This is a genomic window from Alkalibacterium pelagium (assembly GCF_900109325.1).
GTDB lineage: Bacteria > Bacillota > Bacilli > Lactobacillales > Carnobacteriaceae_A > Alkalibacterium > Alkalibacterium pelagium.
On sequence record NZ_FNZU01000002.1, the window covers coordinates 223,670 to 239,991 of the forward strand.

Annotated in this window: 15 protein-coding genes; 1 reads left to right on the forward strand and 14 read right to left on the reverse strand. The window is 41.5% G+C overall.

Annotated features, from left to right (window positions below):
* Positions 1–6: 6 nt before the first annotated feature.
* The 10 genes from BMX79_RS02755 to BMX79_RS02800 form a co-directional block, all read right to left on the reverse strand.
* The gene (locus tag BMX79_RS02755) at positions 7–1,050 is read right to left on the reverse strand and encodes a sensor histidine kinase (RefSeq protein ID WP_091478914.1); all 1,044 of its coding nucleotides are present in this window, start codon (positions 1,048–1,050) and stop codon (positions 7–9) included.
* Positions 1,047–1,784: a cell wall-active antibiotics response protein LiaF gene (gene liaF, locus BMX79_RS02760; RefSeq protein ID WP_091478915.1), complete on the reverse strand. Its 738-nt coding sequence runs from the start codon at positions 1,782–1,784 to the stop codon at positions 1,047–1,049. Before liaF ends, BMX79_RS02755 begins: the two co-directional genes overlap by 4 nt.
* A gap of 141 nt (positions 1,785–1,925) precedes the next feature.
* Positions 1,926–2,399 (reverse strand): transcription elongation factor GreA, encoded by a 474-nt coding sequence (gene greA / locus BMX79_RS02765; protein ID WP_091479046.1) that lies wholly within the window; start codon positions 2,397–2,399, stop codon positions 1,926–1,928.
* A gap of 158 nt (positions 2,400–2,557) precedes the next feature.
* Complete coding sequence (gene udk / locus BMX79_RS02770) at positions 2,558–3,187, reverse strand: uridine kinase (RefSeq protein ID WP_371862051.1); 630 nt, start codon at positions 3,185–3,187, stop codon at positions 2,558–2,560.
* An 89-nt stretch (positions 3,188–3,276) separates the two neighbouring features.
* Entirely contained in the window at positions 3,277–4,362 is a 1,086-nt protein-coding gene (gene mltG / locus BMX79_RS02775) for an endolytic transglycosylase MltG (RefSeq protein WP_091478917.1), read from the reverse strand.
* Between the two features lie 180 nt (positions 4,363–4,542).
* A complete protein-coding gene (locus BMX79_RS02780; protein WP_091478918.1) occupies positions 4,543–4,860 on the reverse strand; it encodes a DUF1292 domain-containing protein in 318 nt (105 codons plus the stop codon).
* A gap of 16 nt (positions 4,861–4,876) precedes the next feature.
* Positions 4,877–5,299, reverse strand: a complete 423-nt coding sequence (gene ruvX, locus BMX79_RS02785; protein ID WP_091478919.1) for a Holliday junction resolvase RuvX — start codon at positions 5,297–5,299, stop codon at positions 4,877–4,879.
* The gene (locus BMX79_RS02790) at positions 5,300–5,557 is read right to left on the reverse strand and encodes an IreB family regulatory phosphoprotein (protein WP_091478920.1); all 258 of its coding nucleotides are present in this window, start codon (positions 5,555–5,557) and stop codon (positions 5,300–5,302) included. It abuts the gene before it with no gap.
* A gap of 157 nt (positions 5,558–5,714) precedes the next feature.
* Positions 5,715–8,363, reverse strand: a complete 2,649-nt coding sequence (gene alaS, locus BMX79_RS02795; RefSeq protein WP_091478921.1) for an alanine--tRNA ligase — start codon at positions 8,361–8,363, stop codon at positions 5,715–5,717.
* 321 nt (positions 8,364–8,684) lie between these two features.
* Complete coding sequence (locus BMX79_RS02800; protein WP_091478922.1) at positions 8,685–9,578, reverse strand: YitT family protein; 894 nt, start codon at positions 9,576–9,578, stop codon at positions 8,685–8,687.
* 185 nt (positions 9,579–9,763) lie between these two features.
* Between BMX79_RS02800 and BMX79_RS02805 the strand changes: the two genes are divergently transcribed.
* Complete coding sequence (locus BMX79_RS02805) at positions 9,764–10,678, forward strand: diacylglycerol/lipid kinase family protein (protein WP_091478923.1); 915 nt, start codon at positions 9,764–9,766, stop codon at positions 10,676–10,678.
* Between the two features lie 59 nt (positions 10,679–10,737).
* Here BMX79_RS02805 and recD2 read toward each other — a convergent pair whose 3' ends face one another.
* From recD2 to BMX79_RS02825, 4 genes are all read right to left on the reverse strand, one after another.
* Positions 10,738–13,140: an SF1B family DNA helicase RecD2 gene (gene recD2, locus BMX79_RS02810; protein WP_091478925.1), complete on the reverse strand. Its 2,403-nt coding sequence runs from the start codon at positions 13,138–13,140 to the stop codon at positions 10,738–10,740.
* A 55-nt stretch (positions 13,141–13,195) separates the two neighbouring features.
* Entirely contained in the window at positions 13,196–13,951 is a 756-nt protein-coding gene (locus tag BMX79_RS02815) for an AraC family transcriptional regulator (RefSeq protein WP_091478927.1), read from the reverse strand.
* Positions 13,952–14,156: 205 nt separating this feature from the next.
* Positions 14,157–15,284 carry a tRNA 2-thiouridine(34) synthase MnmA gene (gene mnmA, locus BMX79_RS02820; protein WP_091478928.1) on the reverse strand — a complete coding sequence of 376 codons (1,128 nt, stop codon included), beginning with the start codon at positions 15,282–15,284 and terminating at the stop codon, positions 14,157–14,159.
* Between the two features lie 670 nt (positions 15,285–15,954).
* Complete coding sequence (locus BMX79_RS02825) at positions 15,955–16,299, reverse strand: hypothetical protein (protein ID WP_091478930.1); 345 nt, start codon at positions 16,297–16,299, stop codon at positions 15,955–15,957.
* Positions 16,300–16,322 lie beyond the last annotated feature (23 nt).

The window sequence follows — 16,322 nt, forward strand, 5'->3', positions numbered from 1 at the left end:
TCCTCCTCATACTATTGGTACATTGATTTCAATTCGTGTGCCGACATTTTTCAGTGAAATGATTCTTACGTTTCCACCCATGCCTTCAATTCGTTCCCGTATATTATGTAGCCCGTAACTGCCTGCTTTCTTATCATCCACCTCGAATCCTACCCCATCATCAATAACACTTAACTGAACAGTGTCTCCATTTTTCGTCAGATAAACTTCCAGCTCTTTAGCTTTGGCGTGTCTAAGTACGTTGGACAACAGTTCCTGTATGATTCTGAAAAAGTGGTCTTCCATAGTCTGAGCCATAGTAATCGATTCAATTGAGTAGTGAATAGCTATATCTATTTTGCCACCAAGTTCTTTCAAGAGTTGTTCAATCCCCTGTTTCAAGGATTTTCCATCCAGCTGGATAGGTCTTAGATGGAGAAGCAGCGCTCTCATTTCAGTCTGTGAAGCATTGATTGTCTGTTCAACCATCTGGAGTTGTCTGATAACGCTATCTGGGCAATTATCTATCTGCTGATTCACTGCTGAGAGCAGCATTGAAGAGGCAAACAGCTGCTGGCTGACGGAGTCATGAAGTTCTCTGGCTATACGATGCCTTTCCTGCTCCAGTATTTCCTCTTTCGTTTCACTACTCACTCCGCCCGTTTCCTGAGCATTTCTTAGGGCCTGATCAGCCATGAACATTAATTTTTCGTGCAGCTTCAGAAATTGTCTGTCAACTTCTTCATTAACTTGAAGCGGTGTGTCCAAGGAGTACATATTTAAAAAAATTGATGCGGAATAATGCCCCTGACTCATCATTCTAAGTCCTTCTTCTACTTTCCTCAATTTCTTTCGTTCAAAAGCCCTCAAATAAGTAAGCGTGCTGATTGACAGTAAAAATGAGAATAAAATCAGGTAAACAATCAATGAAATACCAATAAAATTGGCCTGGTACAGTACAGTGATCCACTGATTTTCTGATAGCGAAAGTAGAATAAATATTGTAATGAATACTAGGGTAAACAGATAGATGATAAAAAATTTTGCCAATAAAGATAGAGACTTTTTCATAAATAAATCACCTCTACTTCACCGACAAGCGTATTGGACACGATCCTCAGCTTTCTAAGCGACGTCTGATAATCCTTAGACTGCCACTTTATTGTTTCGTTCTTAAGATCATATTCTTCTGTATCGATAACCAGTTTTCCCAAAGCCAGACTGATGTCTATAGATAGTGCGACATCTTTAGGGACAATGACTTTAGTGTCTCCAAACCCTTTTCTGATAACAATCGTATTCTCTTTTTTGGGTAAAATCGTGTTGCCCAGATCGAAAAACGTATCTCCCATCAGCTTGGAAAAATTCTTGTCGTCCCACTCGAATACTTTTTTACCTTCGGTGTCATCGCCGAACCATCTGTTTCTGGTAAATTTCGTCTCTGTTTCCGTTTCTTCATCCCACTCTACTGACACGAACTCTTTCTCATGCCAATATTTGTTTCTTCGAAATAAAGGATCTCTTATAGTACGGGACAGTTTACTGTCAGAATTGAATTCAACAATCAGAAACACACTTATGATCGCCCAGAAAGCACTGGTGAATACAAGAGACAGAGCAAAAAACACCACACTCATCCATAACCACTGTGATTTTCTGCCGTCCTCAGACTTTGACGACTTATATAACAGGAGAAAGAACAATCCAGCAATAAAGAACAGGAGAAGCATCCACGTATTAAACAGCTGGTAGAACAGCCAGACAAAAAGTAAAATCATGATCGATCCGTAAATTGAAGAACTCATGAGCAGCTCCCCTCCTCTTTGTTATAGTTACAGTATATCTAAATCTCAACTTAATAGCACTAGCTTCTATTAAAAATCGGTCTCAGGTTGGATGAAAAAAGGGCTGAAAGAAGAGGCAGTCTCTCCTTTCAGCCCTAATAACTAAAAAACGTTTGTGATTTCAACTTCCATCGTTCCGCCAGGTGTGTTGATCTGGACTTTATCTCCGACTGTCTTCCCTAAAAGCGCCTGAGCTATAGGTGATTCATTAGAGATTTTTCCTGAAAATGGATCTGCTTCTGCTTTTCCGACGATTGTGTACTCTTCTTCGATTCCGTCCGGCAGTTCTTTAAAAATAACTGAACGTCCAAGAGTCACTTCGCCCTCCTTGGAATTGGAGCTATCGATGATCTGCGCATTTTGAAGCATATTTTCGATCGTGCTGATACGCCCTTCAATAAATGCCTGCTCATCTTTAGCAGATTCGTATTCAGAGTTCTCTGACAAATCTCCAAATCCTCTAGCAATTTTGATTCGCTCAACGACCTCTTTACGTTTGACCGTTTTAAGCTCATTTAATTCTTTTTCTAACTTTTCTTTACCTTCTAATGTCATTGGATAGACTTTTTCTGTCATCATTACATTCACCTCATAAAAAATACTTTTATATCTTACTGTTAGGAATCAATTGTTAAAATAATTTAAGAAAGAGCTGTCAACTAATTTCTCAATGGAACTAAGATACCACGAACATATGACGTTGTAAAGCATTTTTAAAAATTAAGCGCCCCTAATTAAAGGGCACGCTCTTCAAATATTGTATGAATCTTTGTAGTCATTAAATCGATTGCAACCTGATTTCTCCCCCCTTCAGGGATGATCAGATCTGCATATTTTTTCGTCGGTTCGATAAATTGAGCATGCATAGGTTTGACAACCGTCAGATACTGATCGATGACACTGTCCAAGGTTCTTCCGCGTTCTTCGATGTCCCTCTTGATTCGACGTATGATTCTAATATCATCATCTGTGTCAACGTAAAGCTTGATATCCATAAGGTTTCTCAGGCGAACATCTTCAAGAATAAGTATGCCTTCCAGAATAATTACTTCTTTAGGTTCCTGAGTGATTGTTTCTCCACTTCTAGTGTGTTTTGTATAATCATACACAGGTTTCTCGATGCTGTTATAGTCCAGAAGCTCGTTCAGATGTTCGATCAGCAGATCAGTATCAAAGGCAAATGGGTGATCATAATTGGTTTTTAGTCTTTCTTCAAAACTTAAATGATCCTGATTTTTATAATAAGAATCCTGCTCCAGCATCATGATGGACTTTCCGGGAAAATAGTTGTATATCGCCTGACTGACACTAGTTTTCCCGCTGCCGGACCCTCCTGTTACGCCTATGACTATTGGTTTGTGCATTTCGCTCATACTATAATTCCTTCCCTGTGTCTCTTTAGTTAGTTTTCTCAAGAAAAGCACTGAGCTCTTGTGAACTCAATGCCTTTAAATTATCTTAAATATTCATTCTGATATTCAAGGTGCTGTTCGTATGTTTCAGAAAAATATATATTCCTAGTTGATAAATCTGCCAGGAAAAACATATAGTCTGTCTCAGCCGGATTCATACTTGCTCTAATGGACTCTTCATCCGGATTGTTGACCGGTCCAGGACCTAATCCTCGGTGTTCATACAAATTGTACGGTGAGTCCACTTCAAGATCATCATATGTGATTCTTTCCTGGTGTTCTCCCAATGCGTAGGTGACACTGACATCTGTCTGAAGAGGCATATTGATTTCCAGGCGATTATAAAAAACTCCTGAAATCAGCTCCCTGTCTTCATAGGTTATTCCTTCACGTTCAATGAAAGAGGCCATTGTCAGTATCTCATGCACTGTGGTTTCTCTTTCTTCAATTTCAGCGTAATACTGATCCATGACCTGGTTCATTCGACCAAGCATCTGGGTCACGAGTTCATTAAGCGTGGTATCAGCAAATACTTCATAAGTAGCTGGGTAAAGATAGCCTTCAAGGGTATAGAGCGTTTCTTCTCTAAGATCCAGCGCTCCTTCGAGCAATTGAGGATATCGTTCCGCTGATGCTTCAAGAAACGCATCATCTTCTACCAGTTCAAAAAATTCCTCGATACTGTAATCCGTCTGATTTTCAACGACGATGGCTACTTGCTCAATTGTGTAGCCTTCCGGAATAGTAAGCCTGCCCGTTGACTCTTCTGTGATCGGCGTTCCGCCCTCCTGTAGATAGGTGACGATTTCGTCAGTCGACATTGAAGGAGAGAATAGATAGTACCCGGCCTGAAACCCTTCTTCACCTGTAAATCTCAGATGATAATTAAAGACAAAAGCACTTCGTATGATGTTGTTTTCTTCTAGAATACGTGCAATGTCCGTTCTTGACGACCCGATAGGGATCTCAACAGGAACATCTTCATTACTCTCAGCTTCCAGTGGTTCCAGGGAAGTCGTGTAATAATGATATCCCGACACCACCAGTATAATCAGTAGTATGATTAATATAGAAACAATACTCAGAACAATTTTTCTTACTGTTTGAGTAGATTGTCTGTTGGGCATAAACTGTCCATCCTTTACCTGTGTAAGTTATCTCTATCATTATACACAAATTGCAATACAAGCGAAAGATTTATTTTGAGTAGCAAGTGCCCACAAGTATAAAAGAGATTTAACCTATATCCTGTTATTCAGTTCAGAAAAAAAGGATGGAGTTTATCTCCATCCTGATTTTTCGACTAATTAATCAGCTTCTTCGTCACTGATGAATGTATTGAGAACCTCTTCAATCATTTCCCATTCTTCATCTGTTTCGATCGCGCTCAATGTACCTTCCAGCCCACCATCTGCTTCTTTATAAGAAAAAGCTGATAGTTCCACTTCTTCTCCTTCGCTAGTGCCGGACGGGAAGACAAGAACGTATGACTTATCAAAATCTTCAGAATCGAAAGTGAAAAGAATTTCATAAAGATCCTCGTTCCCCTCTTCATCTATGATTGTAATATATTCGTGCTCGTGGTCATGGTCGTGCTCGTGATCGTGGTTATGGTCATTTGTCATGTTTGTGCCTCCTTGATTATTTTGACTGCTGATCGAGATAATTCTGAAGAATCATCACTGCTGCCAGTTTATCTATTACTTTTTTTCTTTTTTTTCTGGATGTATTTCCTTCTTCAATCAGCATGCGGGTTGCCTGCATGGTGGTTAAACGTTCGTCCTGATAGATCACTGGAAGTCCAAATAGAGTTTCAAGCTGTTCGCCATAAGACAAGGACTGTTCAGCCCGCTGTCCAATCGATCCATCCATATTTTTCGGAAGACCTACGACTATTTTCTCTACCTCATATTCGGCGATCAGCTCTTTGAGACGATCGAATCCCAGCTCATTTTCTGCTTCTCTGATTTGAACCGTTTCTATTCCCTGAGCGGTCCATCCAAAAAGATCACTGACTGCTACACCAACCGTTTTGGACCCGACATCCAGACCCATTACCCTCATCTATTTCTCACTCTTAAGGTAATGAGTAACCAGTTCTTCCAGCACTTCGTCACGTTCATGCCGTTTTATCAGATTACGCGCATCATTATGTCTTGGAATATACGCAGGATCTCCAGACAGCAGATACCCGACAATCTGATTAATCGGATTGTATCCTTTTTCTTCCAGCGCTCTGTATACTATTCTCAATGTATCTTCTACACTGTGTTCGTCAACATTTTCAACGTTAAATCGAACGGTATGGTCATTTGAAGTCATTGTTTGTTCCCTCCATACTTTTCCGTAAAAAAACTTATTGAACTGTTTTCATAAGTTTCTATCTGATTATATTTTACTAGAAATAAGGTCAAAGTACAATGTAATCTGGATATCATTTACATGTCGGAACAAATAGAAGTTAAAGTATTACTTTTTATTAACCAAGCTGCCCGTTTATCCAGTCAGATACTGCAGCTAATGCGTCATCCAGTCCTTCAGGTTTTTTGCCTCCAGCTTGAGCAAAGTCCGGACGGCCTCCTCCACCACCATTAACATACGGAGAGACTGCCTTGATAAGATCTCCAGCTTTAAGTCCCAGTCCGACTGCTTTCTGGTTCATTGAAACAATCAGGTTAACTTTCTCTTCATTTCTCAAGCCTAAAACAAGGACATCGGAATACCCTTGCTGTTTCCACTTGTCTGACAGTTGTCTCAGCTGATTCATGTCTTTCGCTTTAATTTCTTCTGAGATAAATGTTACCTGACCGACTTCCTGGATATTGGTGAATACTTCTTCCGCTTGTGCATTTGCCAGTCTTGAATGCAGCGATTCATTGGCCTGATTCAATTCTTTCAGCTCTTTCTGCAGACCTTCGATTCGGGAAGGAACCTCTTTAACGGATTGAACTTTCATTAATCTGGATGCTTCATTCAATACGCGCAGCTGTTCTTCCATCCACTGATACGCGCCTTCACTGGTCAGAGCTGTAATTCTTCTTGTACCTGCTCCTATTCCTGCCTCGGATGTTATTTTGAACAGTCCGATTTCTGCTGTACTTTTTACGTGCGTGCCTCCGCATAACTCTTTAGAAAAGTCATCGATCATGACAACTCGGACATTCTTACCATATTTCTCTCCGAAAAGTGCCATTGCGCCAAGCTCTTTAGCTTTTTCAAGTGTAGTCTCTACTGTTTCGACAATAAGGTTTTCCTGAATCTTTTCATTGACAATCTGTTCCATTTGCTTCAGCTCATCGTCAGTTACCTGGCCAAAATGCGTAAAGTCAAAACGCAGATGATTTTCTTCAACCAATGACCCAGCCTGATTAGCGTGATCCCCCAGAACGTCTTTCAGTGCCTGGTGTAGAAGGTGAGTAGCTGTATGATTACGTTCAATCAGCCGGCGACGTTTTTTGTCAATAACCAGTTTGTATTCCTGATCGACAGCTAGAGTCTGTCTGACTGAAGCAACGTGTACAGGTTGTCCATCCGGTCCGGACTTTACTGTATTTACTTCTGCAAGAACGGTGCTGTTCTGGTCCAATATCAGCCCGCTGTCACCCACTTGTCCACCTTTCTCAGGGTAGAAGGGAGAAGCACTGAATATGAGCTTAACTGAGTCTCCGGAAGACACACTGTCAACAAAAGCTTCGTCTTTAATGATTCTGTTCAATTTGCTGACTTCTTCATCTTCAGTATACCCAGTGAATTCACTCTTGATTTTAAGATCGCTTAACAGAGAAGATTGGACAGCCATTGATCCTTCAGCCTGACGTGCAGCTCTTGCCCGTTCTTTCTGTTTAGTCATTTCTTCTTCAAATTCAGGATAGTTGATCGTCAGGTTCTGTTCACTCACAACTTCTTCAGTCAGTTCCACTGGGAATCCAAATGTATCGTATAACTGGAAGACATCTTTTCCAGATAATACCGTCTGATCAGCTTCTTTTAACGTGCTGACCAGTTCATTTACTTTGTCCAGCCCTGCAGCCAATGTCTCAAGGAAACGTTCCTCTTCATTCAATATCACTTTTGAGATGAACTCGACAGCATTGTCAACTTCAGGATAATGTTCCTTCATGATCGAAGCCACTACAGGGACAAGTTCAGACAGAAACGGTTTTTCGATAGATAGTCGTCTGCCATGCATGACACTTCTTCTCAGCAGTCGTCTTAAGACATAGCCTCTACCTTCATTTGAAGGCAGTGCCCCATCACTGATTGCGAATGAAAGTGCGCGCACATGATCAGCAATTACTTTAAAGCTGACTTTGGATTCAGCAGTATCCTTATAGGACTTGCCTGAAATAGTTTCTACGCGTTCAATAATAGGCATGAACAGGTCTGTTTCAAAGTTAGTTGGTGCGTCCTGAAGAATGGATAACATTCGTTCCAGACCCATCCCTGTATCAATGTTCTTGTTTGGAAGCGGGTCATAGACATCATTAGGTTTATGATTGAACTGCGAAAAGACCAGGTTCCATATTTCTAGCCAACGTTCATTTTCTCCACCTGGATAATTTTCTTCATGCCCTTCAGGAAGGTCATTGAAAGCCTCACCTCTGTCATAGAATATTTCAGAGTTTGGTCCACACGGGCCTTCACCGATGTCCCAGAAGTTTCCTTCTTCTTTAACGATATGTGAAGCATCCAGTCCGACTTCTTCTTTCCAGATTCGTCCTGCTTCTTCATCATCCGGATAGATCGTCACATAAAGTTTATCCGGATCAAGCGCCATCCACTTCTCATCAGTCAGAAATTCCCATGCCCATATGATTGCTTCTTTCTTGAAGTAGTCACCGATTGAAAAGTTTCCAAGCATTTCAAATAAGGTGTGGTGTCGAGCAGTCACGCCAACATTTTCAATGTCGTTCGTTCTGATGCTCTTTTGTGAACTCGCAATGCGAGGATTCTCAGGTTTGATCGTACCGTCAAAATACTTCTTCATCGTTGCGACTCCGGAATTCACCCACAATAAAGAAGGATCCTCCACGGGCACCAGTGATGCACTTTTTTCTATCTTATGTCCCTTCTCTTCAAAGAAATCAAGGTACATCTGTCTCAATTCTGTACTAGATAAATGTTTCATTCTTCTCGTCCTTTCAATTTTTAATGCCATAAAAAAAGACTGAACACAGTTACTGCATACAAGGACGTGATTACGCGGTACCACCTTGTTTGCAATAACTTCTATTCAGTCAGTCATTACCTCTTCAGTCTCGTTAACGCCGAGAAAGCGGCATAATTTCTTATGCGGTGTAAAAAGGGAGCACCAAAGACTTTTGACATTCTTTCACCAAAGTGAACGTCTCTCTAACATGCTGCATCTTCAGTATGGCCTTTTCAATTGATAAAAGTATAGCGCAGTTTCCGTCTCCAGTCAATATACTTGAGCCAACAGTTATTTATCTTATTCATCATCTGTCCAGTCCGTTTCATGGTGAATAAAGTATTTTTCTAGAGAAAATCCTCTACCGAGCACTTCGCTTGCCGGCATGGCTACAACGAATGCATCCGCATCAGCTTTAAGCACGGTTTCTTTGAGCAGGGTGAATTCTCTTTCCTGGATAACAGCCATCAGCATGTCCTTGTCAGTATTTCCATATCCTCCGCGAATGCCCAGATTTGTAACCCCGCGCTGCATCGTATGCAGAATCTCTTCTCTAATATCCTGTGGATTATCAGATATAATGAATACATTTTTATTTCTGTTAAAGCCGAGCTGTACGAGGTCGATCGTGCGAGAAACGATGAACAGAGCAATCAGTGAGTACATGACTGTCTCTACATCAAAAACCAGCAGAGCGATCAGGATGACCAGACCATCTACCATGATGGTACTGAGCCCAAGCTGAAAATGCAGGAACTGATAAAGGATCTGAACAATAATGCTCGTTCCCCCGGTTGACGCCTTGGCCCGAAAGACGATTCCGATACCAAGTCCAGTCAGTCCCCCACCGAACAATGCCGCCAGAAGCGGGTCCGAAGTCAGGGCCGGGAAATGGCCTATGAAACTCAAAAAGAAAGGCAGAAGCAGACTGCCGAGAATCGTTTTATATCCGGCAGCTTTTCCCAGAAGAACAAAACAGAGCACGAGCAGCGGAATATTCAGTGAATACTGGAACAGCGCTGGACTCCATCCGAACATGGCATTGGCCGCAATTGATAATCCAGATATGCCACCTGATACAATATTATTGGGAAGCAGAAAGACCTGGAATGCAATAGCTGTCAGAAACGATCCGAAGATGATATAGACATAATCCACCGCACTTAATGTGTATCGTTTTGCTACTCGTAACATTTTATTCCTCCTAAATAAATATTTGATCATATTGTTTGCAACTGGCCTATTTTAACACGTTGAGCAAGGAAGTGACAACCAGTATCAGTTCATAATATAAAATTTCTTAATATAATCAATATTCCCTTACAATATTCTTATTTTAACGTATACTATAGCTATATCAAATAGAGTTGGTGATTGAAATGGCTAGCAATTATACTCATCTTATTTTCATAGTTAACGAGTTTTCAAGAAAAGGCAAACACACAAAAAAAGCAATCAGTGAACATATGCTAAGGTATTCTCTTACTTATGAAATACATACTACACAATACAAGCGGCATGCTGTCGAACTGGCCCATACATTCTCAGATGAGCTGGCTGAAGACTGTCTGATTATCGCTGTAGGGGGCGACGGTACGCTAAATGAAGTTGTTGAAGGCGTCAGTAAGTCAGACCGTCAGCGGGCCGTTTCCTATCTTCCTACAGGGTCAGGTAATGACTTTGCGCGTTCTCATGACTTGTCCAGATCGATTGAGGTCTCTCTAGAACGGATTCTTTCTAAAAACGAGGAAACCGAGCTTGATATTATTACTGGGGTTTCAGATGTCGAAGAACTTGTTGCAGTAAACAGTATGGGTTTTGGCATTGATGGCATGGTTATCGCTAAACTCGATAAAAATCGAAATAAGCAGACTACTGGAAAATTTTCCTATTTACTGTCGGTTCTTTCAGCCTATTTTGCTCAGAAATCATTTCCTTTAAGTATTCATAGCGAGCGTCTGGATCTGTCGTTCGATGAAGTCCTTCTTATTGTCTGTGCAAATCATAAATATTTTGGTGGCGGCATTCCCATTCATCCCCTGGCTGATCCTCAAGATGAGTACATCGATATCGTGATCGCAGAAAAAGTCAGCTTCCTTGAACTTCTTCAGATTCTATATAGAATATTATCCAAAGAATCTCATTTAACTCACAAAAAGATGCATAGTTACAGAGTTAAGTCATGTACACTGCTATTCGAAACGCCTCAGTACGGTCAGCGTGATGGCGAACTTATAGACAAGTATACTCGCTCAATTAAAATAGATACGGTTAAACAATATTTCTGGGTCTGACCTTCTGCATAATCCCCCCTACGAACTGGAACGCCAGACGCAGGGGGGATCATTTATTATTATGGTTGACACTGTTCCATGCCGATCATTGGATCGATGCTGAACGAATCAACAGCTTCAGGAGTAAGAATGTACGTATTCTTTTCTACATTTTCTTGTTCTCCATCTGAGTTATCTTCTTTTAACTCACTGCTTTCCTCAGAAAGTGACGAAAGCCTCATCGCAAGCGATGTTTTCCGGGATGTCGTGTGCTCAGTGATACTTTTTTCAAATGCCTGACGCTCACCGCACAAAAGAAGTGTCTGACTGGCCCGGGTGATTGCTGTATAAACAATATCCTTTTTCAGCATCCTGCCGTAGCCAAAAACCAGTGGCAGAATAACCATGTCATACTCACTGCCCTGTGACTTATGGACAGAGCAGCAGTAAGCCAGCGTTATCTTGTTCCATTCAGCTCGGGGATAAGACACTTCTGTGCCATCAAAGTCAATGACGAGTTCTTCAGCATTCAGTTCTGATTCTTTGGCAGATATGATTCCTACAATGTATCCCATGTCCCCATTAAACACATTTCTTTCAGGATCATTGACAAGCTGAAGGACCTTATCCCCTACCCGGTAGACGCCATCAGGCTGCTTGACTTCTTTTTTCCGTTTAGATCCGGGGTTGAACAGATTCTGTAGAAGCTTGTTGAGTTCATTGATCCCTGCTGCTCCTTTGTAAATAGGCGCAAGTATCTGTATCTGCTGAGAAGTGTATCCTTTTTCGATCGCTTTTGAAACCAGTAGAGTGACGACGTCCTGAACTTTCTGAGTACTACAGGCGAAGAAATTGCGGTCCTGTTTCTTTTCACTAAAATCCTCTGGCAGAGCGCCTTTTTTTATCTCATGAGCAAGTGTGACAATGGACGAATCAACGCCCTGTCGGTATATATCTGTCAGTTCCTGAAAAGGAATTGCCTGACTGTCGAGAATGTCTTTCAGTACCTGACCTGGTCCTACAGAAGGAAGCTGGTCCTTATCTCCGACCATTATCACTTTCATCCCGTCAGGGACAGCTTTAAGCAGCTGATAAGCCAGCCAGGTGTCAACCATCGACATCTCATCGATAATCAGTAATGAGCCTTTTAAAACTTTCTCTGATTCCTGCAGCTCTTCTTCATCATCAGATCCAGTCAGCCCGAGCAGACGATGGATAGTGGATGCAGGCAGGCCAGTGGTTTCCTTCATTCGTTTAGCTGCTCGTCCCGTTGGTGCAGCCAGCAGAACCGGAAATGGCTGACCATTGTAATCATCCGGATCCAGACTCAGGTCATTCAGCTCAGCAAAAACAGAAACAATGACCTCAAGAACAGTGGTCTTCCCTGTTCCTGGTCCTCCTGTCAGCACAAATACTGGAGACTTCAGGGCATCTCGGACAGCTTTTTTCTGAGACTCTCCCAAAGTAATGCTTCGTCTAAACTCAAACTGATCTATGGCTTCGTCTATACGCTTGTCATCCTCAGCAAGTGAATCATCTCCATCAAGCAGTCGGTCGAATGCATTAGCAATGCCCCACTCGGACGCATAAAGAGATGGCAGATAAAAACGGGTCTCATCTTTAATGACAGACTGACCTTCCACCAGTTCAATCACGACTTCTGCAACTTTGTCGGGATCAATCAGGAACGGACGACTTTTTTCAAGGATTTCAATCGTATGCTTCAGCAGATACTCCGCATCGACAAAGGTGTCCCCACTTTTCATCGTCTGTTCTTCCAGCGTATATAAGACGCCCGCTTTGATCCTTTCAGGCGAATCACCTTCGATTCCCATCTCTTCTGCGATTGCATCCGCACGGTTAAAGCCGATACCTTCAATTTCTTCGATCAGGATATAAGGATTCTTCTGTATCGTGCTTAACGTGTTGCCTTCGAAACGCTGATATACCTTGTATGCCAGCTGGTTGGAGAGGCCGAAATCATTCAGGGTAATGATGATTTTCTGCATCCCTTGTTCCTTGTCCAGCACAGTGATCAGCTGCTGCCTTTTTTTACTGTTCAGTTCTGGGATAGTGTCCAAGACTGACTCGTCTTCCAGGATTCTATCGATACAGTGAACCCCTAGATGGTCAACCACAGCCTGTGCACTCTTTTTACCGATTCCTTTGAATCGTGGACTTGACAGATAAGCGACGATCGCTTCTTCACTGGACGGTTTTTCTTTCAGATATTTGGACGACTGAAACTGAACCCCATATTTTGGATGATCCGTCCACTTGCCGATAAATTTATACTGGTCCCCTTCCTGAATCTGACCGAAGTTACCCGTAATAACCAGTTCCTTTTCCTTTAGCGTGTCACTTGATTCATTCACACTAATCAGCATCACTTTATAAAAATTTGAGGGATTGGAATAATAGATGGATAATACTTCACCCATGACATAATGCTCGTTCTCATCATTAAAAAGATTCTGCTGCATACCGATCCCTCCTCTCTATGTAATATAAATAATAACAACTTGTCCACTCAACCGTCTACCGTTTGTTTCTGTAATCAGTCGGTGAACGGTACTGGTAAAGTCTGAAATTTCTGTTGAATGTTCTCAATGTATTGTAGCCGCATTGAAGTGCGATTTCCTTCACCGGCAGGTCGGTGCTGTTCAAAAAATAAACTGCCTGAGTAATTCTGTACCGGTTCAGGTATTCAGTAAAAGTCATACCGGTATACTGGTAAAAAAGCTTGGATAGATAAGCATAGTCGTACTGAATGTCTTGAGCAACCGTCTTGAGTGTGCAGTCCTCATAGTAATGCGCCTCAATGTAAAGGAGAATCGTCTGAATGATTTTTGTTTTTGACGGAAGAATACGCTGACTGAACGTCGTGGAGCGTGTAAGTTCGTCACAGAATTTATAAAGAATACTTTTCTGTGAGAAAACAGATGTCAGGTTTTCCTTTTCAATACCCGCATTTAAAGACAGTTTATTGTTATCAGGAATGGCGTGCTTGTACATTGAATAAAAGTCCTTGACCATTTCAGGAGAAAAAATCAGAAGTCTGCAGCGTGACTGATATTCAGTAATCAGTTCGTGGAGCTGATTAGGAAAAATGAAGACTCCTTCATTCTCTGTAAGATAATAAGATTTCCCCTCGATTTTAACTGTCATTTCCCCTTGTTCAACGATGATAATTTCATAGGCTCTATGAAAATGTAATGGGAAAGAACTGTTTACCAGTTCTGCATAATTAAACGTCTGAGTCTCATCCATCCCATGCTTTTCAAAAAAATACATTCAAGTCTCCCCCTCTCATCGAAGTTCGCTTTTAATTATACCTTATTTCACCTCTATCATAAATGATGAGATCATGTTGTAGGTAAAGGTCCTGGAATAATAGACAATTAAAGCATAAAAAGACCAGGAGAAGCTGGTCCAGTATTTTCCTGACACTATAATCAGGCAGGGACTGTCAGTTTCTCATGGTCTCATTTAAAACGTCTTAAATATATTGAAGAAGTTCGGATTCCTTATAAGCCTTATCGATCAGACCGCCTCCAAGACAAACGTCTCCATCATAAAAGACAATGGCTTGGCCGGGAGTGATCGCTCTGGCCGGTTCGTCGAATGTGACAACAGCTGTATTATCTTCTTTGTTCCAGTCTACCGTCACTTTTACATCTGTCTGACGGTATCTGAACTTAGCTGTACAGTCGAATGTCTCAGGCAGCTCCTGAGTCGTTGTAAACGAAAACTGGCTGGCTGTCAGATGAGTCGCATACAAGTGCGGATGAGTAAAGCCTTGTCCAACGATCAGCTCGTTAGTTTCAAGATTTTTACCAATAACGAACCAGGGCTCATTAGATGTTCCATTCCCACCGATGCCCAATCCTTTTCTCTGACCGATCGTGTAGTACATTAATCCATCGTGCTGCCCCATTACTTCACCATCTTCAGTCACCATTTGTCCAGGCTGAGCTGGAAGATAGTTCATCAGGAATTCCTTAAAGTTCTTTTCTCCAATAAAACAGATCCCGGTCGAATCTTTTTTCTTGGCCGTCGCCAGATCTGCTTCCTCAGCGATTCTTCTGACTTCACTTTTGTCCATTTCCCCAAGAGGAAACATCACTTTGGACAGCTGATCCTGTGACAGCTGATTAAGAAAGTAAGTCTGATCTTTATTGGAATCGACTCCTCTTAACAGATGCGTCGTTCCATCTTCTTCGCGTCTGACTCTGGCGTAGTGTCCAGTAGCCACATAGTCAGCACCCAGGCTCATAGCGTAGTCCAGAAAAGCTTTAAACTTAATCTCTTTGTTACACATGACATCAGGATTGGGTGTTCTCCCGCTTTTGTATTCTTCCAGGAAGTAAGAGAAGACTTTGTTCCAGTACTCTTTTTCAAAGTTAATTGAATAATAGGGCACGCCGATTTTGTTCGCTACCAAAGCGACATCCTTATAGTCTTCTGTAGCCGTACAGACTCCATTCTCGTCCGTATCATCCCAGTTCTTCATAAATACACCGACTACATCGTATCCCTGTTCTTTTAATAATAACGCCGTCACAGAGGAATCTACTCCTCCACTCATTCCGACGACTACTCTAGTATTGCTATTAGAATTTGTCATCACTTCACCATCATTTCAATTAAATTCTGTACACTTGCACGAATTGAAGGTTCGTAAGTTTCCAGTCTGTTCCATTATACTTACTAAAAAGAAGAAATCAAGTGATCCTGGGCTTTTTTAGGAGATTCTTATGAATTATGCTGCCTTTTGATAATGACTGTCCTAAATAGGTTGTTTCTTTTTTCAGTTTATTCCGTTACGTGCTTGATTAGCTGTCATTATAGCCTATCTAGCTGGACTTGTATGGCTCCTTCTTTCTAGCAGGTACAACTAGATGCGATCTAGTTATACCTTAGAGATTCGAGGGGCTGAAAAATGTCGCCAGAAGCGACATAGTTATATTTTATCCCTACCTCAATAGGGAAGACTGTCACTAGAGGCTCTCTAGCGACAGTAAACAATTATTTAAACCAGTAAGCTGTCAGTAGGAACTGTCTAGGTGTCGTTCATTATATTCCATTACAGTGAGAGATATCCATATACATGTCCCAGCTGCAGCTTTACTTTGACTACATACTCGAGAATGCTCTTGTACTGACTGACTATAATTGCTTACAGTAATATCACTGCTGTTATCCGGCTCCTCTATTCATAAAGACTACTCATCTTCTGTCCAAAAGGAAAGCCTGAAGATCACAGAATGATCCTCAGGCCTTTTTACTTAACTGATTTAGTCTACAACAGTCAGAACTTTTCCTTCAACTAAACTCTTAAGGATGTTTTCTGCAAATGTTCTTTCATCTGAAAGCTGATCTGATTTATAGAGATCGATCTTTTTCAGTCCGTTAGCCGTTACTGCAGATAGTTTCAGTTCACTTAAATCCTTTGAAATAACGATTTTTAATTTTGGAGCTTTCTTATCTACGGCATGGATACTCAAAGTCCGCTCATACTGAAACGACCCGTTTTTTGTTTCCATAAAACCATTGTCTTTCAGCGTGTAGCGTTTTGCCTCTTCATTGACTGAGTAATGTGTGTTGCTTCCCAGCAGACCGTCTTTTTTCTGTGTAGCCATTGGCGACATCCTCCCTGACACTC